Source organism: Dryocola baronae (genome assembly GCF_051297175.1).
Classification (GTDB): domain Bacteria; phylum Pseudomonadota; class Gammaproteobacteria; order Enterobacterales; family Enterobacteriaceae; genus Dryocola.
The window spans coordinates 4,098,761-4,121,427 of record NZ_JBINNY010000001.1; the positions used below are offsets into that span (position 1 = coordinate 4,098,761).

Here is a 22,667-nt window from a genome sequence, read left to right on the forward strand (position 1 = left end):
CAAGATATTTAGCGGAAAGGTTCAGGACGCTTCGGGCAGGCGGCGGCGTGAGGGGAACAGGCGGGTATTGAAAAGAATATTCAGCACAAATGCGACCAGGCAGGTGGCGCTGATACCGGAATGCAGCAGCGTGTGAACCCAGTCGGGGAAGCGGTCGTAGAAGGTCGGCATCACGATGGGGATCATGCCAAACGCCAGCGCCGTGGCGACGACGACAAGGTTCATGTTTTCCCGATAGTCCACCTTCGCCAGCGTGCGGATGCCGCTTGCCGCCACCGAGCCAAAAAGCACCACGCCCGCGCCGCCCAATACCGGCATCGGAATGCAGGCGATGATTCTGCCCAGCACCGGCAGCAGGCCCAGTACCACGAGGATCGCCCCGCCCGCGCTCACCACAAAGCGGCTTTTGATGCCCGTCAGCGCGACCAGGCCGATATTCTGCGCGAAGGCGCTTTGCGGGAAGGAGTTAAACACCGGCGCAATCGCGCTGGTCAGCATGTCGGCACGCAGGCCGTTGGCGATGCGCCTGCCGTCCACCTCGGTGCCAACGATTTCGCCAATCGCCATCAGCCCGGCGGTTGTCTCCGTGAGCAGCACCAGAACTATCAGAAACATCGACAGTATCGCCGCGCCGTTAAATACCGGCGAACCGAAGGCGAACAGCGTCGGCATCGCCAGCCAGTCGCCGTCGAACACGCCGCTGAAGTTCGCCTGTCCCGTTGCCACCGCCACCAGCGTGCCGATTACCATCGCCGCCAGCACCGCAATCCGCGTTACGCTGCCGCGCCCGAGGCGGTTAAGCAGCAGAATCACGCCGAGCGTCAGCGCCGCAAGGCCGATATTGGAAGGCGCGCCCCAGTCAGCCGCCTTCATGTTGCCGCCCATCGCCCAGCGTGCGGCAACCGGCATCAGCGACAGGCCGATCACGGTGATCACGCAGCCGGTCACCACCGGCGGGAAGAAGCGAATAATCTGCGCGAAAAAAGGCGTGATGAGCAGGCCGAGGACTGAAGAGGCGATAACCGCCCCGAACACCACCGGCAGCCCGCCGCCGCCGCTCACCAGCGTGACCATCGTCGCCACGCCCGCAAAAGAAACGCCCTGCACCAGCGGCAGGCGCGAACCAAAAAAGGGCAGCCCGAAGGATTGCAGCAGCGTGGATAGCCCGCTGATAAACAAAGCCGCGGTGACCAGCAGGCCAATGTCAGCCGCACCCAGCCCCGCCGCGCTGCCGATGATTAACGGCGGAGCGATGATCCCGCCGTACATCGTCAATACGTGTTGTAACCCCCAGGCAAAGGTCTTCACCGCCGGGTAACGCTGGTCTTCCGGGTGCGCGCAGGCGCGAGTGTTTTGTTTCATGCTGCCCTTCCGTTTGTGAATGTGAATCAGCTGCCGCGGTAGGTTGACCACGACCAGGGAGAGATCAGGAACGGCAGGTGGTAGTGCCCGCCGCTTTCAGGAATGACAAAATCGATTTGCGCGGTGGGATACAGCGTTTCGCGCAGCGTGGCGGCGAAATACAGGCCGATCTCCGCCGTCAGCCGATAGCGCCCGGCGTTAAGCGGGGCGGAAACCAGATCTTTAAGCCGTCCGTCGGCGTCCGTCTGGCCTTCGCCGATGATTTCCCAGCCGTGCGCAAGCTGGTATTCAAGGCGGATGGCAACCCCGACGGCGGGTTTGCCAAGCGCGGTATCGAGCACGTGGGTGCTGAGCTGGCTCATCGGGCTAAAGCTCCTTCAAGACGTAGCAAGGTTATCTGGCGCAGCTGTTCGAGCGCCTCGGCCTCTTCGTGTTCGGGCGAGTTATTCAGGCGGCGATGCAGCTCCGCGAGGATTTCTTCGCCCGTGCGGCCGCTGGCGCGAATCAAAAAGACGCGGCCAAATCGCGCTTCGTACCGCGCATTTCCCTGAGCAAGAGCCAGTGTGAGCGCGTCGTTCTGGCTATTCACGGCGGCCTGCTCGCCGCGAGAAAGCGCGGCTTCCTGGCTGCTGCCCTGCGGCTTTTCGCCAATGCGCGGGTGCGTGGAAAGCGCGAGCCGGAGGTCGTGACGTCCCCAGGGGCGCGAGAGCCGCTCGGCGTGCGTTAATAAATCATCAAGCGAGTCGTAGGGCCGCGCGTCGACCACGCTTTTTGTCCAGGCCGGCAGCGCCACGCACGGCGCGATCAGGCCCAGCGCTTCCGCTTCTGACATGGCGTTAAAGGCGCTAAGCGGGGAGCGGGCCAGCCGCACAACGGCCTGGGTATAGGCCGTTACCGCGAGCGCCACGTCGGATTCCATAACCGCTTCCGCCGGATGATGGCTGATGCCCCGGTCGCAGCGCACGAACAGCATGCCCACCGGCCAGCGGTCGGCAATCGCAATAGCGTCGTGACCCGCGCCGCTCGGCAGCAACAGGCTTCTGCCCTGCACTTCACCCAGCGCGGCGCAAAGCTGCGCCCGTAGCGAGGCGTCACACGGTGTCGCCGGGATCGAGTAGTAGGTTTCCGAGCTAAAGGTGATTCCGCGCTCGGCGGCAATGACGTCGGCTTCGGCAAGCAGCCCGTCGAGCAGGGCATCCAGGCTGGCATCCTGCGGGCTGCGCACGTCCAGCGTCAGCTGCACCTCGCCGGGAATGACGTTCACCGCCCCCGGCGCGCAGCGTATCGTGCCGACGGTGGCAACGAGATCCGGGCCGTGCTCGCGGGTGATATTTTCGACCGCGACCATCCACTTCGCGGCGGCGGCCAGCGCGTCTTTGCGAATCGACATCGGCACCGTTCCGGCGTGCCCGGCCTCGCCGGTAAAGCGGCAGTGCAGACGGCGCGCGCCGTTGATGGCGGTGACGACGCCAAGGGCGAGATCTTCCCGCTCCAGCACCGGCCCCTGTTCGATGTGCAGCTCCAGGTAGGCGCTGAACGCTTCCGGACGACGGGCGGCGCTGCCGATGCGCGACGGGTCGAGCCCGGCGTTCACCAGCGCCTGTGCCACGCTAATCCCCGCGGCGTCTTCGCAGGCGAGCCAGCCGTCGGGCCAGGTGCCGGTAATGCCCCGGCTGCCCAGCAGCGTGACGCCAAATCGCGTGCCCTCTTCATCGCCGAAGCCGACGATTTCAATCGCCTGCTCCAGCTGCATATCGTGCCGATAAAGAAAGGCGACGACCTCAAGCGCGGCCAGCACGCCGAGCATGCCGTCGTAGCGCCCGGCGTTGCGCACGGTATCCAGATGCGAGCCAAGCAGGATGGCGGGCGCGCCCTCGCCTGCCCCTTCGTAGCGGCCGCAGACGTTGCCCACCGCGTCCTGCCAGGTGGTCATGCCGATTTGTTCCATCCAGCCCGCCACCAGGCGGTTGGCGTGCAGATGCTCCGGCGAAAGGTAGACGCGCGTCAGGCCGTCCGGCGTTTCGCTGATTGCCGCAAGCTCGTCCGCCCGCAGCATGACGCGACGGGCCGCCGCGGCGGCCTCATCGGGACTCATCATAAGTTTGACCATCAGCGGGTTTCCCGTGCGTAGACGTCCCATGCCGCCTGCATCGCCGCGCCCTGCGTCGATTTGAACCCAAGCCGGTTCAGCACCGCTTCGAGCGCGGTCAGCGTTTGCAGCACGCAGTCTTTGCGGGCGTTATAGCCCATGGTGCCGATGCGCCAGATTTTGCCCTGCAGCGGCCCGAACGAGGTGCCGATTTCGATGTGGAAGTCTTCCAGCAGCATTTTGCGCACCTCCTCGCCGTGTACCGCCGAAGGGATAACCACGCCGAGGACGTTGTTCATTTTGTGGTTCAGGTCGCCGAAGGTTTCAAGGCCCATCCCCTGGATACCGGCGAGCAGCGCGCGGCCGTTAAGTTCGTGACGGGCAATGCCGCGCTCCAACCCTTCTTCCAGGATCACGCGCGCGCATTCGCGGGCGGCAAACAGCATGCTGGTGGCTTCGGTGTGATGGTTTAAGCGCTCCGGCCCCCAGTAGTCCATCACCATGCCGAGATCGAAATAGTTGGAGTAGATCATTTCGTCGTCGCCGTCCCGGTGCGAGGCGTTGCGGATGCCCTCTTCAACGCATTTACGGCGGCGAATGACCTGTTCCATTTTTTCGCTCAGGGTAATCGGCGAGCTGCCGGACGGGCCGCCGAGGCATTTTTGCAGCCCGGCGGATACCGCATCCAGGCCCCAGGCGTCGGTTTCGAGCGCGTTGCCGCCGAATGAGGCGGTCGCATCGGTGTAAAACAGCACGCCGTGGCGGCGGCAAATGTCGCCCAGCTCCGCGAGCGGTTGCAGCATGGTGGTCGACGTATCGCCCTGCACCGTCAGCAGCAGGCGCGGCTTCACGGTTTTGATCGCGTCTTCTATCTGCTCCGGCGTAAAGACCTGGCCCCACGGCACTTCAATCGTGTGAACCTCCGCGCGGCAGCGGCGGGCAATCTCGCACAGCAGATGTCCGAAGCGACCAAACACCGGCACCAGCACCCGGTCGCCGGGGCGAATAGCGGAAACTAAAATCGCTTCGATGCCCGCGCGCGAGGTGCCGTCCACCAGCATGGTCCAGCGGTTTTGCGTGCGGAAAAGCTCGCGGTACAGCGCCATCACTTCGTTCATGTAGCCGGTCATTACCGGGTCGTACTGCCCGACAAGCTGGCTTGCCATCGCGCGCAGCACGCGCGGGTCGGCGTTAATCGGCCCCGGCCCCATGAGCAGGCGGTGCGGCGGGTTGACCTGTGAATACTCCTGATGAGTCGACATGGCAGTTCCTTTTATTCTGTATGAAACAAAAGATTCTTAGGGGAGGGTTTTGCAACTAATGTGCCACGACGCGGGAAAAGTGACCAGAAATTATGTGGGGCAGGAAGGCGCGGGTAATTCAGGCGTTTCGCCAGATGTAAGGGTTACTGAAGGGTGAACCAGAACGGCTCACCCGCAGCGTGCAATCGCACCTTTTCGGTGCGCTAGCGCTGTTCCAGCTCGTCGAGTTCGCCGTAGAGATCGGCAATCTGATGGATGCGCTGCCGCCCGGTGGTCAGCGCCTCGTGCAGCACGGCGTTCGCCAGCAGATTGACGAGGCTCATCGCGCTGCTGTAGCTGTCGAAGGCGGACACGCTTTCCAGCGGCGCGGCCAGATGCCAGCGGCAATGTGCCGAAAGACCCGACGCCTGCGCCTCGCTCATCACCAATAGCGGAACGCCGCGCGCGTGGAGGTTTTCCAGCAGCGGCCTGATGATGCGCGGACGGCGGCGAAACGCAATCACCACCACGCAGTCCTGCTCGCCGATATCTACCAGCTCCTCGCCCAGCGTCTGCCCCGGCTGCGGCAGCAGGTAAACGTCGCTGCGGCTTTGCAAAAGCTGCTGGCGCAGGTGCATCGCCACCGGCCACGAGTTGCGCATTCCGATGATAAACACGCGCCTGCCGTTCACAAGTGCTGCCACCACTTCGGCAAACTGCTGGGTATCCAGCGCGTTCACCCAGTGCGTCAGGTTCGCCATTTCCTGCTTGTAATGACGGGCCAGCAGGGTGTTGCCCTGCACCGCGTCACGGTTTTCGGTGAGCGGCATTCCGCTCTGGCGCAGGGTACGCAGCTCCTCGCGCATGTCCTTGTAGCGGTCGTAGCCGAGGCGCTTGAACAGGCGGCTCACCGTGGCCTTGGAGACGCCGGATAGGCGCGCAAGCTCGGCGCTATTGTAGCTAATCAGGTCATCAAAATGATCGACGATAAACGACGCAACCCGTTGTTCCTGTGGGGAAAGCTGGTCGTATGAAGCGCGCAGCCGCTCATCTAACTGTTTCACAATGACTCCTGTAACTTTTGTTTCATGCGAGCCTGACACACGCCTGCGCCGCCCGTCAACCTGGAACAGCTCTTGCTTGGCTTAACGCCTGGCCCCCTGCTGCAAAGAGATAACAACGGATGCAAAGCAATATGGCGCCCTCGGGCATGGCGGTAACGCCGCACCATCTCGCCAGTGAAACGGCGCTTTCTGTCTTACGCCACGGCGGCGACGCAATCGAGGCGATGGTGGCCGCCGCCGCAACCATCGCCGTCGTTTATCCGCACATGAACGGCATTGGCGGCGACGGCTTCTGGCTTATCGTGCCGCCCGAGGGCGAGCCGATTGCCATTGACGCCAGCGGCGCGGCGGGCTCGCTCGCCACCTTCGATTTTTATTCCGGAGAGCAGACGATCCCCCACCGTGGGCCAAAGTCTGCATTAACCGTGCCGGGAACGATAAGCGGCTGGGAGGAGGCGCTGAAGGTCTCCGCGCAGCTTGGCGGCGGGCAGCTTCCCCTTTCCCGACTGCTGGCGGATGCGATTCGCTACGCCGCCGACGGCATTCCCGTAACCCAGTCGCAGACGGACGCCACGCACGGCAAGTACGCCGAGCTGGTGGAGATGCCGGGCTTTGCGGAAACCTTTCTCGCGCGCGGCGAAATTCCCCGCCCCGGCAGCCGCTTTACCCAGCCGAAGCTAGCTGAAACGCTGTCACGTCTGACCGTTGAGGGGCTTGAAAGCTTTTATCGTGGCCCGCTCGCCGCGCTGATGGCCGAGGAGCTGAGCGGTCTGGGAATGCCGATAAGCTATCAGGATCTTGCCGCCCAGCGTGCAAAGCGCCGCATTCCGCTGCACCTGAACCACCGGCATGGCGATATCTACAATATGACGCCGCCGACCCAGGGGCTGGTGTCGCTGGCGATCCTCGGCATCACCGATAGTCTGGCGATGGACGAAGCCGACGAGGCGCAGACCGTGCACCGCATCGTGGAGGCGACCAAAAAAGCCTTCGCGCTGCGCGACCGCTATATCACCGACCCGCGCCATATCACCACCTCGATTCAGAGCCTGCTGGAGCCGGAGCCGCTCGCCGCCCTTGCCGGGCAAATCGACGATGGCAAAGCCGCCGCGTGGGGCTCCGGCAAAGGCCCCGGCGACACGGTGTGGATGGGCGTTATCGACAACGGCGGGCTGGCGGTGTCGTTTATCCAGAGCATTTACCACGAGTTTGGCAGCGGCGTGGTGCTGCCGAAAAGCGGCGTGCTGTGGCAAAACCGCGGCGCGGCGTTCAGCCTCAATCCTCAACACCTACTGGCGCTTGCGCCGGGCAAACAGCCTTTTCACACGCTTAACCCCGCCGCGGCGCGGCTCGCCGATGGGCGCGTGATGGTTTACGGATCGATGGGCGGCGACGGGCAGCCGCAGACCCAGGCCGCCATTTTCACCCGCCACGTCGTTCAGGGCATGCCGCTTCAGTCTGTGGTCAGCGCCCCGCGCTGGCTGCTGGGCCGAACCTGGGGCCAGGCCTCCGACAGCCTGAAGCTTGAGGACAGATTCAGCCCCGAAACCTTCGCCACCCTGCGCAGCCTGGGCCACGACGTAGAGACGCTGCCCGCCTTTAGCGAGGCGGTAGGCCACGCCGGTGCCATCGTGCGCCACACCAACGGCATGCTCGAAGGCGCGTGGGACCCGCGCAGCAACGGCAGCGCCGCCGGATTCTAAGGAGAAAACAATGACGCAATCACTCGACTGGCCCACCTATATCAATCTGATGGAGCAGCTTCTCAACGTGCCGCTGGACGACGAGCGCCGCGCGGAGCTGGCGGTGCAGCTTGCCCGCATGGCGACGCTCGCCGAACCGCTGCTGGCCTTTGGGCTGCCGCAGCGCCAGGAAGTCGCCGGGGTATACAAGCTATGAGCGCGCTGTCGATACGCGAGATCCAGCAGGGGCTGGCGCTGGGCAGCTTTTCCGCCCGGGAGCTGGCGCAGCAAACCCTGGCCGCCATCGAGCGGGACAATCCGTCGCTTAACGCTTTTACCGGGCTGACGCTACAGCGCATGCTGGAAGAAGCCGCCGCCGTCGATGGTCTGCGCGCGCGGGGCGAAACCCTGCCGCCGCTCGCGGGCGTGCCCTACGCGGTGAAAAATCTGTTTGATATTAAAGGCGTGACGACGCTTGCGGGAGCCGAACTGTTTAGCGATCTGCCCCCCGCCGCCGCCGACGCGTTTGCCATCACCCGGCTAAACAAAGCGGGGGCGACGCTTGCCGGCGCGCTGAACATGGACGCCTATGCCTATGGCTTCACCACGGAGAACAGCTTTTACGGGGCCACGCGCAATCCGCGGGATCTTTCACGCGTTGCGGGCGGATCTTCCGGCGGGTCGGCGGCGGCCGTCGCGGCAGGCCTGGTGAACTTCACGTTAGGCACGGACACCAACGGCTCGATTCGCGTTCCCGCCTCGCTGTGCGGCGTGCTGGGCCTTAAGCCGACCTTCGGGCGGCTTTCGCGCGCTGGCAGCCAGCCGTTTGTCGCAAGCCTCGATCATATCGGCCCGCTCGCCCGCAGCGTGGATGACTTAGCGCTGGTCTACGATATGCTTCAGGGAGCGGACGGTGCGGATGATTTCCAGTCCGCGCGCGCCGCAGAGCCGGTCACCGATAAGCTCAGTAACCCACGCGGGCTGCGCTGCGCGGTGCTCGGCGGCTTTTTCGAAATCTGGTGCGACGGCGCGGCGAAAAACGCCGTGGCGACGGCGGCGCAGGCGCTGAATGCACAGGATTATGTTGAAATGCCGCAGGCGGAGCTTGCGCGCTCGGCGGCCTTTTTGCTGACCGCCGCCGAAGGGGGGAATCACTATTTGCCCGCCCTGCGCGACCGGCCGCGGCGCTTCGAGCCTCATTCCCGGGAACGCCTGTTAGCTGGCGCTATGACTCCGTCGGCATGGTACACTCAGGCACAGCGTTTCCGCGCGTGGTTCCGTGACCAGACTCTGCCCCTGTTTGACTCGTTTGATGTGTTAATAGCGCCCGCAACGCCCTGTTGCGCAACGCTTATTGGTCAGCAAACGATGCAAATCAACGGGGTAGATCTGCCGGTAAAAGCCAGTATGGGAATGCTCACCCAGCCGATTTCATTTCTGGGTTTACCGGTGGTGACGGTGCCCTTGCCGACCACCAGCGGCCTGCCGATTGGCATACAGCTGATAGCCGCCCCGTGGCGCGAAGAAGACTGTTTGCAGGCCGCCCGACTGCTCGAACTGCAGGGAATCGTAGACGTGAAGGTGATGTAAAATGACGCGTGACAATATTGACCGTCCGGCCATTCTTAACGAGGTACGGGCGGCGTTTTATCGCTATGAACAGGCGCTGATCGGCAACGATATCGCCGTGCTGGACGAACTTTTCTGGGACGACGCGCGCACCGTGCGCTACGGCGTGACGGAGAATCTGTACGGCATTGAAGAGATCCGCGCTTTCCGCACCGGCCGCTCGTCGCAGGGGTTGGAACGGCTGCTGGATAACACGACCATCACCACCTACGGCGACGATATGGCCGTGGCGAGCACCGAATTTACCCGCGACGGCAGCGAGCGAATCGGCCGCCAGATGCAGACGTGGGTGAAGTTCCCCTACGGCTGGCGCATCGTGGCGGCGCACGTAAGTTTGATGGGGTAGGCTCAGCCGCAAATGTCGGATGGCGCTTCGCTTATCCGACCTACAACATCTCTCCCCGGCTGAATGGGTGCTCCCGCGCCCAGTGCTCCGCGATTTCCTGGCGGCGGCAAATCCACACGTCGTCAAACTGACCAATGTAATCCAGAAAGCGCTGTAGGGCGCGGAAGCGGCCGGGACGGCCGAGTAGGCGGCAGTGCATGCCGATCGACATCATTTTTGGTGCCGTTTCCCCCTCTTCGTACAGCACGTCAAAGCTGTCTTTCAGATAGGTGTAAAACTGCTCGGCGGTGTTAAAGCCCTGCGCGGTGGCGAAGCGCATGTCGTTGGCGTCGAGCGTGTAGGGCACGATGAGGTGCGGTTTCACCGTACCGTCTTCGCAGGTGACCTCGCTCCAGAACGGCAGGTCGTCACCGTAGTAGTCGCTGTCGTAGAGAAAACCGCCGTTTTCCACCAGCAGCCGCCGGGTGTTGGGGCTGTCGCGCCCGGTGTACCAGCCGAGCGGCCTGCTGCCGAACAGGTCGGTGAGGATTTCGATGGCCTGGTGCATGTGCTGGCGTTCGGTGGCGGCGTCGAGGTGCTGATAGTGGATCCAGCGCCAGCCGTGGCTGACAACGTCGTAATCCGCGGCTTTGATGGCTTCGACAATTGCCGGGTTGCGCGCCAGCGCCATCGCCACGCCGAACACGGTGAGCGTCAGGCCACGCTTTTGAAACTCGTCGTGGATGCGCCAGAAACCGGCCCGCGAGCCGTATTCATATAAAGAATCCATCGACATATGGCGATCCGGATAGCTCGCCGCGCCGATGATATCGGACAGAAACTGCTCGGAGCCGTCGTCGCCGTGCAGCACGTGGTTTTCACCGCCCTCTTCAAAATTCAGCACAAACTGAACGGCGAGTCGTGCGTTGCCGGGCCACCGGGCGTGCGGCGGACGCCCGGCGTAGCCCTTCATGTCGCGCGGATAGTTTTCGGTAAAGCTGTAGGTTTTTTTGGCTTCGGCCTGCATGGTTGAGTTCCTTTTTGCGCCGAGCCGCACGTCAGCTCAGCATGTCAAAACAGCCGGATAGCGGCTTTTTATTCGGATACGCGAGGTCGCCGTGCTTGCTGGTGCCGAGGCCGAGCGCGAGAAGGGATTCCACCATTTTCACCGCTGCGGTTACGCCGTCTATCACCGGAACGCCCAGTTCAGCGGTTAGCTCCCGCGCCAGATTCGCCATCCCGCCACAGCCGAGCACGATGGCCCCGCTGTTGTCCTCTTTTATCGCCCGTATGCAACGCTCGCGTACCTTTTCCTGAGCAAGACCCGTGCCATCTTCTAAAGCCAGTACCGGCAGGTCGATGGCGTGGAGCGCGGCGCAGTGGTGTTCAAAGCCGTACTGCTGGAGAAGATGGCGGGCGATAATCAGCGTGCGCGGCAGCGTAGTGACGATGGAAAAGCGCGTGGCGACAAACGTTGCGGCGTGCATCGCGGCTTCGGCAATGCCGATAACCGGGCCGCTCGCCATCTCGCGCGCCGCCAGCAGGCCGGGGTCGCCAAAGCAGGCAATCACGTGGCCGTGGACGCCCTGCTCTTTGCCAAGCCTGATTTGCTCCAGCACGCCAATGGCGGCAATTGCCTCGTCGAAATGGCCTTCAATCGATTCCACGCCCTGCGAGGGGCAAACCGCGATGATTTTGCTTGAGGGGGCGGCCACGCTGCGCGCCGCCTCGGCGATGGTATGGGTCATCGCCACGCTGGTATTGGGATTGATTACCTGAATCAAATGTTGCGTCATGCTCGCTCCTGTTAGCCTTTTTACCCGGCGGTGGAGCACCACCTGCGGGCATTGCTCGCTTTATCTGCACTAAGATAATGCATGTTAAGTATCAATATTGCTTTGTTAAGGCGGTATTTTGCCGCGGAACGCCCTTTGTTTCTTCAAAAATGAAACCTGGCCTGGTTCATGCAACGAAAGTTGCAGACATTCCGTCAGCATCTGTTTTTGAAAGGAGCAGATTTCATGCCAAACGTTGAACATACCCATTCAGCCATGCCCGACGGCGCTAACGCTGGCTACAGCCCGCGCCTGTGTAACGAGGATCTCGCGCCGACGCGCAACCAGAGCTGGTCCTGGTACAATATTTTTTCTTTCTGGATGTCAGACGTCCACAGCATGGGCGGCTACGTAGTTGCCGCCAGCTTCTTCACGCTGGGGCTGGCGAGCTGGCAGGTGCTGCTTTGCCTGCTGGTGGGGATCTGCATCGTGCAGCTTTGCGCGAACCTGGTCGCCAAGCCTAGCCAGATGGCGGGCGTGCCCTATGCGGTCATTTGCCGCCAGGCGTTTGGCGTGTTCGGGGCTAATATTCCGGCGGTGATCCGCGGGCTTATCGCTTTTGCATGGTACGGCATCCAGACTTGGCTCGCCGCCAACGCGCTGATGCTGGTGATTTTGAAGTTCTGGCCTGCGCTTGCGCCGATGACCGTCGGGCATTTTCTCGGCCTTTCACATCTGGGCTGGGTGTGCTTCGGCATTATGTGGGTGCTGCAGGCGATGGTGTTCTGGCGCGGCATGAACGCGATTAAGCGCTTTATTGATATCGCCGGGCCTGCGGTTTACGTGGTGATGATGGCGCTGGCGGGGTGGATCCTCTACCAGACCGGCTTTGACGGCATTTCCTTTACCCTTGCCAGCAAGCAGCTGACCTCCGGCGAGCAGGCCTGGCAGATGCTGACCGCCACCGCGCTGGTCGTCTCATACTTCTCCGGCCCGCTGCTGAACTTCGGCGACTTTTCGCGCTACGGCAAGAGCATGAAGGAAATCCGCCGCGGCAACCGCTGGGGGCTGCCGTTTAACTTCCTGCTGTTTTCGATCGTGACGGTGGTGATTGTTTCCGGCACCCAGTCGCTGTTCGGCAAGATGATCACCGATCCTATCGAAACCGTGAGCCACGTGGGTAACAGCCTGGCGATGGCGATTGGCCTGCTGACGATGATCACCGCCACCATCGGCATTAATATCGTCGCCAACTTTGTGTCGCCCGCCTTTGATTTTTCTAACTGTTCGCCGCAGAAGATCAGCTTCCGCACCGGCGGGATGATTGCTGCCGTGGGGTCCGTGCTGCTGACGCCGTGGAACCTGTTCCAGTCGCCGGAGCTGATTCACTACACGCTGGACGTGCTGGGTTCCTTTATCGGGCCGCTGTTCGGAATTCTGCTCACCGATTTCTACATCATCAAGCGCAGCAAGGTGTACGTGGACGATCTGTTTGATGATTCACCGAAGGGGCGCTACTGGTACAAGGGCGGCTTTAACCCGAAGGCAATTGCAGCGCTTGTGCCGTCGGTAGCGGTTTGCCTGACGATTAGCTTTATTCCTTCTCTGCACGAGATCGCTAACTTCAGCTGGTTTATCGGCGCGTTTCTGAGCGCGGGCTGCTATAACCTGCTGGCGCGCAGTGAGAAAGAGAATGAGGTGGCGGGATATACGGCGCAGGTTGTCGTGTCGAAAGATCGGCTTTAAACGCCAGAAACGACAAAGGCCTGAATCATTGCTGATTCAGGCCTTTTGAATTGTGGCGGAACGGACGGGACTCGAACCCGCGACCCCCTGCGTGACAGGCAGGTATTCTAACCGACTGAACTACCGCTCCGCATTGTCCCCCGTCGGGAACGAAGCGGATATTACGGACTGGCCCGCAGGCCGTCAACGGTTTTTCTTACAAAGTGAATCGTTTGCCGCAAAAATCGGCTGAATGCTCTTTTTTAGAGCGTTCTCACTGGTTTAAATGCGCCACAGGCAGCTGCCGCCTTTTTTCTGTACCAGATCGAGACGCGATTCGTGGGCCGCCACTTCTTCGTCGCTTGCCTGAATCACGCGGAGGCCGCTTGCGCCTCTAACCACGCGCTGAATGCCGTCACCGCCCTGCTTCTGCTGAATGTCGCCTTCCATAGAGAAGGTCAGCGTAGTCTGGCCGCCGGTCATCATCAGATAGACGTCGGCCAGAATCTGGGCATCGAGCAACGCGCCGTGCAGCGTACGCTTGCTGTTGTCTATTTCGTAGCGTGAGCAAAGCGCATCGAGGCTATTACGTTTGCCCGGAAACATCTTACGGGCGAGCGCCAGGCTGTCGGTAATTTTGCAGAAGGTGTCGGTTTTCGGGATATCGCGTTTGAGCATGCCAAACTCGTAATCCATAAAGCCGATATCAAACGAGGCGTTGTGGATGACAAGTTCCGCGCCGCGAATGTAGTCCATGAACGAATCGGCAACCTGGTCGAAGGTCGGTTTATCTGCCAGGAACTCATCCGCGATGCCGTGAACGCCGAATGCCTCCGGGTCCACCAGCCGGTCGGGCTTGAGATAGACGTGGAAGTTATTGCCGGTCAGGCGGCGGTTAACCACTTCGACGGCACCGATTTCAATGATGCGATGGCCTTCGTAGTGAGCGCCGATCTGGTTCATACCGGTGGTTTCGGTATCGAGGACGATCTGTCGTGTAATTGGTGTGCTCATAACGCTCGTTTATGTCAGACTTGGATTTTTAATCACAGGAAGTCTACCAGAGATGCGTAAACAGGTAGAAATATTCACCGATGGTTCTTGCCTCGGTAACCCAGGGCCGGGTGGATACGGCGCTATTCTACGTTATAAGCAGCATGAAAAAATATTCAGCGTTGGCTACCGTTTGACCACCAATAACCGGATGGAGATGATGGCGGCCATCGTCGCGCTTGAGGCGCTGATTGAGCCTTGTGACATCGTGCTCAGTACCGATAGCCAGTACGTGCGCCAGGGGATCACCCAGTGGATCCACAACTGGAAAAAGCGCGGCTGGAAAACGGCGGATAAAAAGCCGGTGAAGAACGTCGATTTATGGCAGCGCCTGGACGCCGCCCTGCAGGAACATAAAATTAGCTGGGAGTGGGTAAAAGGCCACGCGGGCCATCCGGAAAACGAACGCTGCGACGAGCTTGCGCGCGAGGCCGCGTCCAATCCTACTCTTGAGGATGTTGGCTACCTGCCGGACGTGAAGGCTTAATTTCTTCACGATACTGACGGGTTGCCCCGACCGCCGAGCGAATTTGTGATTTCGCTTGGCGGTTTTTCATCGGATTTAGCGTTAACGGCAGCGTACGCTTGCGCGCCACGATCACATGCATGCACCCTAATGCCGGAAGGTGGGTACTAAGCATTTTCCCGCCCTGCTTTTGCCACGGTAAAACCTGAAAACCGCGCTGATACATCACTTCGAAATTGAGCAGCGAGAGCCAGTCACACTGGCGCATCGGCGTAAACATGCGGCTGTTGTAAGGCACGCGCTTGCGCAGGTAGGGGATCGTTTTCCCAAGACCCAGCAGGCTAACCGGGTTGAAGCTGCTGATGATAAGCCAGCCGTCGTCGATCAGGACACGATCCGCCTCGCGCAACAGGCCGTGCGGGTCAGCACTCCAGGGCAGCGTATGCGCCAGCAGGCAGGCATCGACGGATTTAGAAGCAAAGGGCAGATGCAGCGGGTCGGCCATGACCTGGAGCTGCGAACCTTGCGAAGCGACGTTAACCTGATGTGAAATAGCGCAGGCGCTGGTGTCGATTTCTGCGCTAAGGTTGCCTATTTTCAGTAGGTGAAAGCCGAACATTTTAGCAAGCCAGGGGCGCAGCTGATTTTCCAGCGCCTCGCGGTAGTATTCCCCCCAGGGCAGCTGTCCCCAATGATGCGGTGAAGTGAAATTGTCAGGTATCCTTGCCGGTTTCATCACTACCTTCTAATCGCTTTGCCGAGAGGTTGAATTATGAATCTTAACAGTATTCCCGCCTTCCAGGATAACTACATCTGGGTTCTCAATGACGAACAGGGCAAATGTATTATTGTCGACCCAGGCGAAGCGGCCCCGGTGCTGAAAGCCATCGCTGAGAATCACTGGCAGCCGGAAGCCATTTTGCTCACCCACCATCATCATGACCACGTTGGCGGCGTGAAAGAACTTCTGCAAAACTTCCCAGACCTTGTGGTGTATGGCCCCGAGGAGACACGAGATAAGGGAACGAACCGGGTAGTGGGTGAAGGCGATAAGGTCAATATTTTGAAGTATGAATTTAGTGTAATTGCCACACCCGGTCACACTTTAGGACATATCTGTTATTTTAATTTTCCTTATCTTTTTTGCGGCGACACGATGTTTTCCGGCGGCTGCGGCAGACTTTTCGAAGGCACACCAGAGCAAATGTATCAATCATTTCAAAAGATTAACTCACTGCCCGCCGAAACGTTAATTTGTTGTGCACATGAATACACATTATCCAACATTCAATTTGCCTTAAGTATTTTACCGAAGGATGAGGGTTTAACCCGATACTATCGAAAAGTTAAGGAGTTACGTGCAAAAAACCAATCAACTCTGCCGACTACGTTACAATTAGAACGTGAAATTAATGTTTTTTTGAAAACAGAAGATACTGATTTAAAAGAAATAATTGGAAAAGAAACAAACTTGCAACAACCACAGCAGATATTCGCCTGGTTACGCGCAAAGAAAGATAGCTTCTGAATTTTCTGGTTGTGTTGTCGAACGGTCAAATGTATTCTTGCTCGTCTTTTAAGCAACCATTGACACACACATGAAGGCAAAAGCGATATTACTCGCCACTGTCCTGCTTGTGGGGTGCCAGGCGTCAAAGCATGACGCTAACATCCAACAGCATGCGCAGAGTCTGTCTGCGGCTGGTCAAGGTGAAGCAGGAAAGTACACTGGTCGAGCGACCTCGGCGCGATGGATGGACGATGGGACATTCCTCGCGCAAGATCAGAACCTGTGGAACTTCATCGGCGACGAGCTAAAGATGGGGATACCGGAAAATACCCGGATCCGCGAACAGAAACAGAAGTACCTAAGCAATAAGAGCTATCTCCACGATGTAACATTACGGGCAGAGCCGTATATGTACTGGATTGCCGGGCAAGTTAAAAAACGTAACATGCCGATGGAACTAGTACTGCTACCCATAGTGGAGAGCGCTTTTGACCCCCACGCGACGTCTGGCGCAAATGCAGCTGGCATTTGGCAGATTATTCCAAGTACGGGGCGCAATTACGGTCTTAAGCAGACCAAAGCGTACGATGCACGCCGTGACGTAGTGGCTTCCACCACCGCAGCACTGGACATGATGCAGCGTTTGAACAAGATGTTTGACGGTGACTGGTTACTCACTGTAGCAGCGTACAACAGCGGTGAAGGCCGCGTGATGAACGCCATTAAAGCGAACAAATCCCGCGGTAAACCAACGGACTTCTGGTCGCTTTCACTGCCGCAGGAAACCAAGATTTACGTGCCGAAGATGCTGGCCTTGAGCGATATTCTCAAGAACAGTCAAAAATACGGTGTACGTTTGCCGACCACCGACGAAAGCCGTGCTTTAGCACGTGTTGAAGTCAGCAATCCCGTCGAGCTGACGCAGGTTGCGGAGATGGCCGGGATTTCACTTTCATCGTTGAAAACGTTCAACGCAGGCGTAAAAACGTCTACCGTTGGCAAAAATCAGCGTTATGTGATGGTGCCGAAGAAGCATGCCGACCAGCTAAAAGCTTCTCTCGCATCGGGTGAGATCGCAGCCGTACAGCCAACATTGATGGCGGATAACCGCCTCAGCGCTGGCAGCAACAAATCTTACAAGGTTCGTTCGGGTGATACCCTTTCGAGCATCGCTTCTCGCTTAGGCGTAAGCGCTAAAGATTTGCAGAGCTGGAACGGTATTCGCGGTGCGCATATTAAGGTTGGCCAAACTCTTAGCGTTAAAAACGGCGGTGAGCGTTTAGCCAACAACGATAGCATCACCTATAAGGTGCGCAAGGGCGACTCCTTGTCGAGTATTGCGAAGCGTCACGGTGTGAACATCAAAGATGTTTTGCGCTGGAACGACGATACGGATAATTTGAAACCGGGCGATCAGTTAACGCTGTTTGTTAGCAACAACTCTACGCCAGATACGTGATTGTTAATCAAAGAAAAAGGCACCTTTTTAGGTGCCTTTTTTGTTTTTCATCTCAAGGCTTCGTCGCCTCAAGCATGACGATGTCGCTGCTAAACGAGCCATCGTTCTGCAGTTCAAAGTAGCGCTGGACCTCATCTGATGCGCTTTGCTGGTAGGTGCGAATGGCTTCGGCCAGTACCGCTGGGGTTCTCATTCTTGCGATCCAGCTCGAAAACTCCAGGTGCAGACGGTCGCACAGCAGGTTCTGCGTGACGAGGCCCGCGTCATTAAACATGCTCAGCCATTCGCCGCTTGAGTAGTCACGCACGTGGGACGTATCGCGCAGGGCTTCCACCGTTTGCAGCCAGATATCCAGCACGGAATGTCCAGGCGACATTACATCCATAAAGATGACCACCCCGCCCGGCTTAAGCACGCGCTTAACCTCACGCAGCGCTTTGCCGACGTCGTGCCAGTGATGGGCTGAATAGCGGCTGATGACAACGTCGAAAGTTTCATCGTCGAACGGCAGGATTTCCGCATAGCCTTGCTGCGTGGTGATGTTTTCTAATCCGCGCGTTTGCGCCGCATCGCTGACAACGCCCAGCATCTTTTCTGAAAGATCGTAAGCAACCACCTCTCTCACCTGCGCCGCCGCAATGAAACTGGCGTGTCCAGCCCCGCATCCCATATCGAGCAGTTTTGCCTGCGGGAAAGCCGCCAGACGAGCGCTCAGACGCTCGAGATCGCGTCCAGCAGCGTGTACAGCGCTTTTCAGGTAAGCGCTGGCCTGCGATCCAAACTGTTGATCGACTTTATCGTGGTGAGACTGTGTTGCCATCGTATTGTCCTTGCGTTTGAGTAATTGAAAGGGCAGCACACGGGTCTGCCCACCGGCAGACCTGACTAACCTTACTTCAGCTCAGGCTTGCCGGGACGAAATTCGACGAGTAGCGGGTTGTGATCGGAAGCGCGGGTCACCAACACCGATGCTTCGGTGACGTTCAGACCACGGTAGAAAACGAAGTCCAGCGGACGGCCAAAAGCACGACGGCGATGATCGTCGGTGAAACGCACTTCACGCAGCGACATTTCACGCGCGAAGCGGTACAGCGCATTCATACGCGGACGGCTCCAGGCATTGAAATCCCCGGCCATGATCACCGGGCCATTGTGATGGCCAATCTGATCGCCTATAGGGCCGAGCTGTTTGCTGTACACGTCCACGCCCAGACTAAAATTCACCGCGTGAATATTTACCACCATTAATAGGCGGCCATCGGGTAAGGGATAGACGGTGACTAGGGCAGATTTGGAGAGGCGAAGAATGGGCTCGCGCTCCCTCAACGGGCAACAATATACAGGATGAGCTGCGGACAGCGTCATCACGCCGGAGGGATGCTGAGGCAGAACAAATGCTGGAACCTGATCCGCTGCCAGATAGTTGCTGGTCGCGAAGGTCACCAGCTCAGGGGTCGTTTGCGCTTCCTGCAGCAGAACCAGATGGGCATCTTTGCCGAAGTTCTGCAACACCGAAAGCCAGTCGGCTCGCTGCTGTTTGAAAATATTCCACACCAGAACGCGCAGGTTACCTTCGCCAGGTAAGGGCTCGCCGGGTGGCAATGCCTGACCAATAGTCGCAAATGAACCAGGCGGCAGGATACGTTCTGCGGGCTGACCGGCGACATACCGCATGGCATAGGTATTTTTACGCACGTTAGACTAACGACCTCTGTAACGAAAGTGCCCTCTGACGGAGGGCGGTCTTTCAGTTATAGGGACTTTATCGCAGAGTTTCAATGACCATTACAAACCGTTGACGGAGAAGAGCGTAACAAAATACTCACGCCCTCCCCCTTGTCGTTAGCCAATGGCGACTTCGCTTCGTTTGTCCAGGCGCCCGCTGACGCCAATCAGCAGCAGCGCGCCGACGACGATAACTGCACCGATCCACGGGGTTTGATCGAGGCCGTAGCTTTGCACTGTCTGCCCGCCAATGACCGACCCCATCGCAATCCCGATGTTAAAAGCTGCGATATTCAGGCCAGAAGCAACATCTACGGCATTTGGCGTGAACTCTTCGGCCTTCTGAACTACGTAAACCTGAAGACCGGGGACGTTACCGAAAGCGAAGATGCCCATCACCAGAACCGTAACCAACGCGGCAATATGCGAACTGGCGGTAAACTGGAATACCAGTAGCAGTACTGCCAGAGCGGCAAATATAAATGTCAAAGCGGGAACAGCACCGTGACGATCCGCAAGCTTGCCACCCCATATATTTCCGATGGCAACCGAGACGCCATATCCCAACAGAATCCAGCTTACCGCCGCCGGGGAATAGCCGGCAAGATCCTGCATCATCGGTGCCAGGAAGGTAAATGCGGTGAATACGCCGCCATATCCCAGCGCGGTGATGGCATAGATAATGACCAAGCGAGGATGGGTCAATACCTTGAGCTGATCTTTCAGACTCGCAACGGCGCGGGTCGGAATATTTTTCGGTACCAGAATCATACTGGTGAACAATGCAATAACACCGATGAATGAAACGGCGAGGAAGGTTTCACGCCAGCCAAAATGCTGACCGATGAAAGTCCCTAACGGCACGCCGGTGACCAGCGCAACGGTGAGGCCACCAAACATGATAGCAATTGCGGAGGCGGCTTTTTCCTTCGGGACAAGGCTAGTTGCGATGGTAGACCCAATCGAGAAGAACACGCCGTGGGCAAGCCCCGTTAACAGGCGGGCGATGACCAGCGTTTCATAGTTTGGCGAAAGCCATGCCAGGAGATTGCCTGCGGTGAATAACACCATCAGGCCAATCAGCAGCTGTTTACGCGGTAGCTTAGCTGTTATGGCGGTCAGCACCGGCGCACCAACGGCGACGCCCAGCGCATAGATTGAAACGAGCAGCCCGGCAGAGGGCAGTGAAATAGAAAGCTGCTCGGCGATGGTAGGAACCAGGCCAACAATAACAAACTCGGTAGTACCGATTGCGAACGCACTGATAGTCAGTGCCAGAAGCGCCAGAGGCATAATTTACTCCATAGCAGGTGTCTTTTGATGACACGTAGTATGGCGAGATGGTTAAATAACAAAAATATGCAAAATATCAATATAATTTTGCTTCAGGAGCAACAATGAAGGCGACATCTGAAGAACTGGCGATCTTTGTCGCCGTTGTTGAAAGCGGGAGCTTTAGCCGGGCGGCGGAACAGCTGGGCCAGGCCAATTCGGCCGTGAGCCGCGCGGTGAAGAAGCTCGAGATGAAGCTCGGCGTAAGCTTGCTAAACCGAACAACCCGGCAGTTGAGTCTGACAGAAGAAGGCGAGCGCTACTTCCGCCGCGTGCAGCAAATCCTGCAGGAGATGGCGGCAGCGGAGAACGAGCTAATGGAAACCCGGCAGACTCCTCGCGGGCTTTTACGCATTGACGCAGCGACGCCGGTTATGCTGCACCTGCTGATGCCGCTGGTTAAGCCATTCCGCGAGCGCTATCCCGAGATGACGCTTTCGCTTATCTCATCAGAAACATTCATCAACCTAATCGAACGCAAGGTGGATGTTGCTATCCGAGCCGGAACGTTAACGGATTCGAGCCTTCGCGCCAGGCCGCTATTTGCCAGTTATCGAAAGATTATTGCTTCTCCGGAATACCTTGCTGAATATGGCGTGCCGCAGAGTGCAGAGGATCTAAAGGATCATGTGTGCCTTGGGTTTTCAGAAACGGCAAGCCTCAATCGCTGGCCGGTAGCGCAGGTTGACGGGCAGCTCTACGATATTAAGCCCGGCATTACCTCAAATAGCGGTGAAACGCTAAAACAGCTTTGCCTGATGGGCAACGGTATTGCCTGTCTTTCGGACTATATGATTAATCAGGAAATTAGCGAGGGCAGTTTTGTGGAACTGATGGTTGATAAACTTTTGCCTGTCGAGATGCCTTTCAGCGCCGTGTACTACAGCGACCGGGCGGTGAGTACGCGGATTAGGGCATTTATAGATTTTTTAAGCGAGCACGTGAAGCAGCCCCCGCAGGGGCTGTAAGGGAAATTAATCCCACTGAGGAGCCAGTCCTTCCGGGCTGACAAGGCGGTCATTACACTCCAGCGCCGCAATGGCCGTCATATCTTCAGGATCCAATCTCAATGCCTGTGCCTGAAGGTTACTCTGCAGGTTTTCACGCTTCGTAGAAGATGGAATAACCGCATAGCCCAGCTGTATCGCCCATGCCAGAATGACCTGCGCAGGGGTTGCACCGTGTTTTTTACCAATCCCGCCAATCACTTCGTCAGCCAGCGCTTTGCCATAAGCCAGGGTCATATAAGACGTGATATGAATACCGTGTTGCTCTGCCCATTCAACGACTTTCGTGTTTTGCAAATAGGGTGAAAGTTCGATCTGGTTGGTGGCAATATTTTCTGCGCCCACCGCGTCAATTGCCTTATGCATCAGATCGATAGTGAAGTTAGAGATACCAATCTGACGCGTTAAGCCTTCTTTCTTCGCTTCCAGAAGGGCCTGCATACACTCGGCCACGGGCACGGCGTCGTTTGGCGATGGCCAGTGGATTAGCGTGAGATCGACATAGTCGGTACGCAGTTTACGCAGGCTTTCTTTCAGGCTTGGAATCAGGTTGTCTTTGCTGAGGTTTTCAATCCAGATTTTGGTAGTAATAAACAGGTCACTACGCGCTACACCGCTCTCTTCAATAGCCTGTCCAACGGCCGCTTCGTTGTCATAGATTTGTGCGGTATCGATAGCACGGTAGCCGAGTTCTAATGCTGTTTTAACCGATGCGATTACCACGTCATCTTTTAAGCGAAAAGTACCTAAGCCAAATGCAGGAATTGTCATTATTTACCTCGAATGGGGATATGTGTTTGTATTACGAGGAGTATGAGGCAGATAACTATGGCGAAAAAGGGAGGTAAATGCAGAAGATAATTGCGTTATTAGCAATAATGGAGTTTTTTTTCAGGAATTTAGACAAGAAAAAAGCCCTGAGTCTTATGACTCAGGGCTTAATAAGTGGCGGAACGGACGGGACTCGAACCCGCGACCCCCTGCGTGACAGGCAGGTATTCTAACCGACTGAACTACCGCTCCACCGAATTTCTTACAGCACCAGATTTTACTCCGGTTTTACTTCTGAATTTAGAGCCTGGCAGTTCCCTACTCTCGCATGGGGAGACCCCACACTACCATCGGCGCTACGGCGTTTCACTTCTGAGTTCGGCATGGGGTCAGGTGGGACCACCGCGCTAGTGCCGCCAGGCATATTCTGTTTATCAACCGTTACGTTATCC

The 22,667-nt window shown here is 58.2% G+C and carries 21 protein-coding genes, 2 tRNA genes, 1 rRNA gene and 2 pseudogenes; 9 read left to right on the forward strand and 17 right to left on the reverse strand.

The genetic code is table 11. The features are described from left to right. Positions 1-21: 21 nt before the first annotated feature. The 6 genes and pseudogenes from ACSPHG_RS19400 to ACSPHG_RS19425 all read right to left on the reverse strand — a co-directional run bounded on the left by ACSPHG_RS19400 (position 22) and on the right by ACSPHG_RS19425 (position 5,756). On the reverse strand, positions 22-1,362 hold the full coding sequence (locus tag ACSPHG_RS19400; RefSeq protein WP_435955106.1) for a nucleobase:cation symporter-2 family protein: 1,341 nt from the start codon (positions 1,360-1,362) through the stop codon (positions 22-24). A 26-nt stretch (positions 1,363-1,388) separates the two neighbouring features. Beyond that, on the reverse strand, positions 1,389-1,724 hold the full coding sequence (gene uraH, locus ACSPHG_RS19405) for a hydroxyisourate hydrolase (RefSeq protein ID WP_435955107.1): 336 nt from the start codon (positions 1,722-1,724) through the stop codon (positions 1,389-1,391). After that, positions 1,721-2,233 carry a 2-oxo-4-hydroxy-4-carboxy-5-ureidoimidazoline decarboxylase gene (uraD, locus tag ACSPHG_RS19410; protein WP_435956066.1) on the reverse strand — a complete coding sequence of 171 codons (513 nt, stop codon included), beginning with the start codon at positions 2,231-2,233 and terminating at the stop codon, positions 1,721-1,723. Before uraD ends, uraH begins: the two co-directional genes overlap by 4 nt. Next, positions 2,222-3,457: pseudogene (gene hpxK, locus ACSPHG_RS19415) on the reverse strand (allantoate amidohydrolase); the annotation flags it as partial. The pseudogene hpxK and the gene uraD, both read right to left, overlap by 12 nt. Before the next feature lie 14 nt (positions 3,458-3,471). Next, the gene (locus ACSPHG_RS19420; protein ID WP_435955108.1) at positions 3,472-4,713 is read right to left on the reverse strand and encodes a pyridoxal-phosphate-dependent aminotransferase family protein; all 1,242 of its coding nucleotides are present in this window, start codon (positions 4,711-4,713) and stop codon (positions 3,472-3,474) included. 203 nt (positions 4,714-4,916) lie between these two features. After that, positions 4,917-5,756 carry a MurR/RpiR family transcriptional regulator gene (locus ACSPHG_RS19425; protein ID WP_435955110.1) on the reverse strand — a complete coding sequence of 280 codons (840 nt, stop codon included), beginning with the start codon at positions 5,754-5,756 and terminating at the stop codon, positions 4,917-4,919. Between the two features lie 119 nt (positions 5,757-5,875). On the opposite strand from ACSPHG_RS19425, the gene ACSPHG_RS19430 reads away from it, so the two are divergent. Genes ACSPHG_RS19430 through hpxZ form a run of 4 tightly spaced genes read left to right on the forward strand, consistent with a single transcriptional unit; the run spans position 5,876 to position 9,413 of the window. After that, a complete protein-coding gene (locus ACSPHG_RS19430; RefSeq protein WP_435955111.1) occupies positions 5,876-7,459 on the forward strand; it encodes a gamma-glutamyltransferase family protein in 1,584 nt (527 codons plus the stop codon). A gap of 10 nt (positions 7,460-7,469) precedes the next feature. Further along, positions 7,470-7,655 (forward strand): oxalurate catabolism protein HpxX, encoded by a 186-nt coding sequence (gene hpxX, locus ACSPHG_RS19435; protein ID WP_435955112.1) that lies wholly within the window; start codon positions 7,470-7,472, stop codon positions 7,653-7,655. Then, a complete protein-coding gene (locus tag ACSPHG_RS19440) occupies positions 7,652-9,028 on the forward strand; it encodes an AtzE family amidohydrolase (RefSeq protein WP_435955113.1) in 1,377 nt (458 codons plus the stop codon). Before hpxX ends, ACSPHG_RS19440 begins: the two co-directional genes overlap by 4 nt. A gap of 1 nt (position 9,029) precedes the next feature. Then, on the forward strand, positions 9,030-9,413 hold the full coding sequence (gene hpxZ / locus ACSPHG_RS19445; RefSeq protein ID WP_435955115.1) for an oxalurate catabolism protein HpxZ: 384 nt from the start codon (positions 9,030-9,032) through the stop codon (positions 9,411-9,413). A gap of 40 nt (positions 9,414-9,453) precedes the next feature. Here the strand turns inward: hpxZ and puuE are convergent, their stop codons facing one another. Both puuE and hpxA read right to left on the reverse strand, forming a co-directional pair. Continuing rightward, positions 9,454-10,419, reverse strand: a complete 966-nt coding sequence (gene puuE, locus ACSPHG_RS19450) for an allantoinase PuuE (RefSeq protein ID WP_435955116.1) — start codon at positions 10,417-10,419, stop codon at positions 9,454-9,456. Positions 10,420-10,450: 31 nt separating this feature from the next. Then, on the reverse strand, positions 10,451-11,188 hold the full coding sequence (hpxA, locus tag ACSPHG_RS19455) for an allantoin racemase (protein WP_435955117.1): 738 nt from the start codon (positions 11,186-11,188) through the stop codon (positions 10,451-10,453). A 225-nt stretch (positions 11,189-11,413) separates the two neighbouring features. Here hpxA and ACSPHG_RS19460 point away from each other — a divergent pair, with 225 nt between their 5' ends. Continuing rightward, entirely contained in the window at positions 11,414-12,913 is a 1,500-nt protein-coding gene (locus ACSPHG_RS19460; protein ID WP_435955119.1) for an NCS1 family nucleobase:cation symporter-1, read from the forward strand. 53 nt (positions 12,914-12,966) lie between these two features. On the opposite strand, the gene ACSPHG_RS19465 is transcribed toward ACSPHG_RS19460, so the two are convergent. After that, positions 12,967-13,043 (reverse strand) — tRNA-Asp (locus tag ACSPHG_RS19465). A gap of 131 nt (positions 13,044-13,174) precedes the next feature. Continuing rightward, positions 13,175-13,906, reverse strand: a complete 732-nt coding sequence (gene dnaQ, locus ACSPHG_RS19470) for a DNA polymerase III subunit epsilon (RefSeq protein WP_435955120.1) — start codon at positions 13,904-13,906, stop codon at positions 13,175-13,177. Between the two features lie 52 nt (positions 13,907-13,958). Between dnaQ and rnhA the strand changes: the two genes are divergently transcribed. Then, positions 13,959-14,432, forward strand: a complete 474-nt coding sequence (rnhA, locus tag ACSPHG_RS19475) for a ribonuclease HI (RefSeq protein ID WP_435955121.1) — start codon at positions 13,959-13,961, stop codon at positions 14,430-14,432. Here rnhA and ACSPHG_RS19480 read toward each other — a convergent pair. Next, positions 14,389-15,147, reverse strand: coding sequence for a class I SAM-dependent methyltransferase (locus ACSPHG_RS19480; protein WP_435955122.1), 759 nt, complete (start codon positions 15,145-15,147; stop codon positions 14,389-14,391). The genes rnhA and ACSPHG_RS19480 overlap by 44 nt on opposite strands. 36 nt (positions 15,148-15,183) lie before the next feature. Between ACSPHG_RS19480 and gloB the strand changes: the two genes are divergently transcribed. Then, positions 15,184-15,939 carry a hydroxyacylglutathione hydrolase gene (gene gloB / locus ACSPHG_RS19485; protein ID WP_435955123.1) on the forward strand — a complete coding sequence of 252 codons (756 nt, stop codon included), beginning with the start codon at positions 15,184-15,186 and terminating at the stop codon, positions 15,937-15,939. Between the two features lie 70 nt (positions 15,940-16,009). After that, positions 16,010-17,380: a murein transglycosylase D gene (gene mltD / locus ACSPHG_RS19490; RefSeq protein WP_435955124.1), complete on the forward strand. Its 1,371-nt coding sequence runs from the start codon at positions 16,010-16,012 to the stop codon at positions 17,378-17,380. A 52-nt stretch (positions 17,381-17,432) separates the two neighbouring features. Here the strand turns inward: mltD and ACSPHG_RS19495 are convergent, their stop codons facing one another. The 3 genes from ACSPHG_RS19495 to ACSPHG_RS19505 all read right to left on the reverse strand — a co-directional run bounded on the left by ACSPHG_RS19495 (position 17,433) and on the right by ACSPHG_RS19505 (position 20,398). Beyond that, a complete protein-coding gene (locus ACSPHG_RS19495; RefSeq protein WP_435955125.1) occupies positions 17,433-18,200 on the reverse strand; it encodes a class I SAM-dependent methyltransferase in 768 nt (255 codons plus the stop codon). Positions 18,201-18,271: 71 nt separating this feature from the next. Next, positions 18,272-19,075 (reverse strand): endonuclease/exonuclease/phosphatase family protein, encoded by an 804-nt coding sequence (locus tag ACSPHG_RS19500; protein ID WP_435955126.1) that lies wholly within the window; start codon positions 19,073-19,075, stop codon positions 18,272-18,274. 147 nt (positions 19,076-19,222) lie between these two features. Further along, positions 19,223-20,398, reverse strand: a complete 1,176-nt coding sequence (locus ACSPHG_RS19505; protein WP_435955127.1) for an MFS transporter — start codon at positions 20,396-20,398, stop codon at positions 19,223-19,225. A 104-nt stretch (positions 20,399-20,502) separates the two neighbouring features. On the opposite strand from ACSPHG_RS19505, the pseudogene yafC reads away from it, so the two are divergent. Continuing rightward, a pseudogene (gene yafC, locus ACSPHG_RS19510) lies at positions 20,503-21,446 on the forward strand (DNA-binding transcriptional regulator YafC). On the opposite strand, the gene dkgB reads toward yafC, so the two are convergent. The 3 genes from dkgB to rrf all read right to left on the reverse strand — a co-directional run bounded on the left by dkgB (position 21,412) and on the right by rrf (position 22,636). Next, a complete protein-coding gene (gene dkgB, locus ACSPHG_RS19515; RefSeq protein ID WP_435955128.1) occupies positions 21,412-22,215 on the reverse strand; it encodes a 2,5-didehydrogluconate reductase DkgB in 804 nt (267 codons plus the stop codon). The pseudogene yafC and the gene dkgB sit on opposite strands and share 35 nt — an antisense overlap. Before the next feature lie 175 nt (positions 22,216-22,390). Further along, a tRNA-Asp gene (locus ACSPHG_RS19520) sits at positions 22,391-22,467 on the reverse strand. A 53-nt stretch (positions 22,468-22,520) separates the two neighbouring features. Continuing rightward, a 5S ribosomal RNA gene (gene rrf, locus ACSPHG_RS19525) occupies positions 22,521-22,636 on the reverse strand. Positions 22,637-22,667 lie beyond the last annotated feature (31 nt).